The sequence below is a fragment of the Maribacter sp. genome (genome assembly GCF_049667165.1).
GTDB lineage: Bacteria > Bacteroidota > Bacteroidia > Flavobacteriales > Flavobacteriaceae > Maribacter_A.
In genome coordinates, this window is sequence record NZ_JBATHS010000250.1 from 1 (window position 1) to 1,627 (window position 1,627).

Sequence of the window (1,627 nt, forward strand, 5' to 3'; positions counted from 1 at the left end):
GTTCCCATGGGTATTCCGGCACGATTTTTTTACAGACCCCACTGGGTACTTTCGAGCAAGTGTTAGCGCAAGAACCCTTCATACAGGACAAATCATGTGAAGACTTGGGTGCTATCATTTTCGATGCCGATCAAGATGGGGATAATGATATGTATGTGGTTAGTGGAGGCTACGAGTTTAATCCGAAATCAGAATTTCTTCAGGATAGATTGTATATAAACAATGGCAAAGGTCGGTTTTCAAAAGCCGATAATGCCTTGCCCGAAATGCCGGTCAGTGGATCCAAGGTATATCATGCGGATTTTGACAAGGATGGCAAAGAAGATCTTTTGGTATTGGGGCGACAGGTTCCTTGGAATTATCCCTTGCCAACAACGAGTTTTCTATTAAAAAATATAAGCGACAAGGGGAACGTCAAATTTGAAAACTATTCACAGTATATAGAGGACCAATTCAACGATCTTGGCATGGCGACAAGCGCGATCATTACCGATTTCAATAACGATGATTGGTTGGACATCATCATTGTTGGGGAATGGATGCCCATTAAAGTATTTGAAAATGGGAAGACCGGGTTCAAGGATGTTTCGACCCAAATGGGACTTTCCGATTCCGCCGGATGGTGGTGGAGCATAAATCAAGGGGATTTTGACAACGACGGGGATATGGATTATATACTGGGAAACAATGGCCTTAATTATAAATACAAGGCCTCTGAAAATGAAACTTTCGATATTTATAGCTATGACTTTGATGAGAATGGAATAAAGGATATTGTATTGGGATATTATGAAGATGGCGTTCAATATCCTGTAAGGGGTAGATTGCCCTCATCCCGTCAGATCCATGCCATTAAATTCAAATATAAAACCTCCGAAGCCTTTTCCCATGCAACTTTAGAGGACGTATATACCAAAAAAGCCTTGGATGCCGCCTTACACTACCAGGTTAAATCATTTGCCAGTGTTTATTTGGAAAACAAAGGGAATACTTTTGTAGCACATCAGCTACCTGTTCAGGCCCAATTTTCAAGCATCAACCAAATTTTAGTCGATGATTTTGACAATGACGGAAATTTGGATGCGCTAATTGCCGGAAATTTATTCGGCTCAGAAATTGAGACCCCAAGAAATGATGCCGGGTATGGTCTATATTTAAAAGGAGATGGCAAAGGCAACTTTGAACCGGTACCCAACTACCAAAGCGGCTTTTTCGCGCCAGGGGATGTAAAGGATATGGGGACCATAAAAGTAAGGGACACCTCCTACATCATTGTGGCAAAAAACGATGATTTTCTGCAATTTGTAAGGGTGAACAAAGATACACCCAGTGTAAAACACAGTTTAGAATAGCGTGTACGGGCAGTGGAATTAGTTTTGAGTTTTCGAGATCCAGAAGTACTTATTTGACCAGGATCAATATCGCCCCAAGCGCGGTCAAGATCATAATCATCTTTCGATAAAAATCCTCCTTGATGATTTTTACCAATCGCACTCCTACAAAAAGACCCAAAAAAATCGCAGGGGCCAATTTTAAATCGATCCATAAGGTTTCCGGGGTTATGGTCTTCCAAGACCATATATGGAAGGGGAGCTTAAAAACATTGATGATAAGGAACAGCCATGCT

The 1,627-nt window shown here is 41.3% G+C and carries 1 protein-coding gene and 1 pseudogene; one reads left to right on the forward strand and one right to left on the reverse strand.

Translation table 11 applies throughout. The features are described from left to right. Positions 1 to 1,352: FG-GAP repeat domain-containing protein (locus WBM98_RS12520; RefSeq protein WP_424366360.1), on the forward strand; the 1,352-nt coding region annotated here is incomplete at its 5' end. A gap of 49 nt (positions 1,353 to 1,401) precedes the next feature. Here the strand turns inward: WBM98_RS12520 and WBM98_RS12525 are convergent. Continuing rightward, a pseudogene (locus tag WBM98_RS12525) lies at positions 1,402 to 1,627 on the reverse strand (sulfite exporter TauE/SafE family protein); the annotation flags it as partial.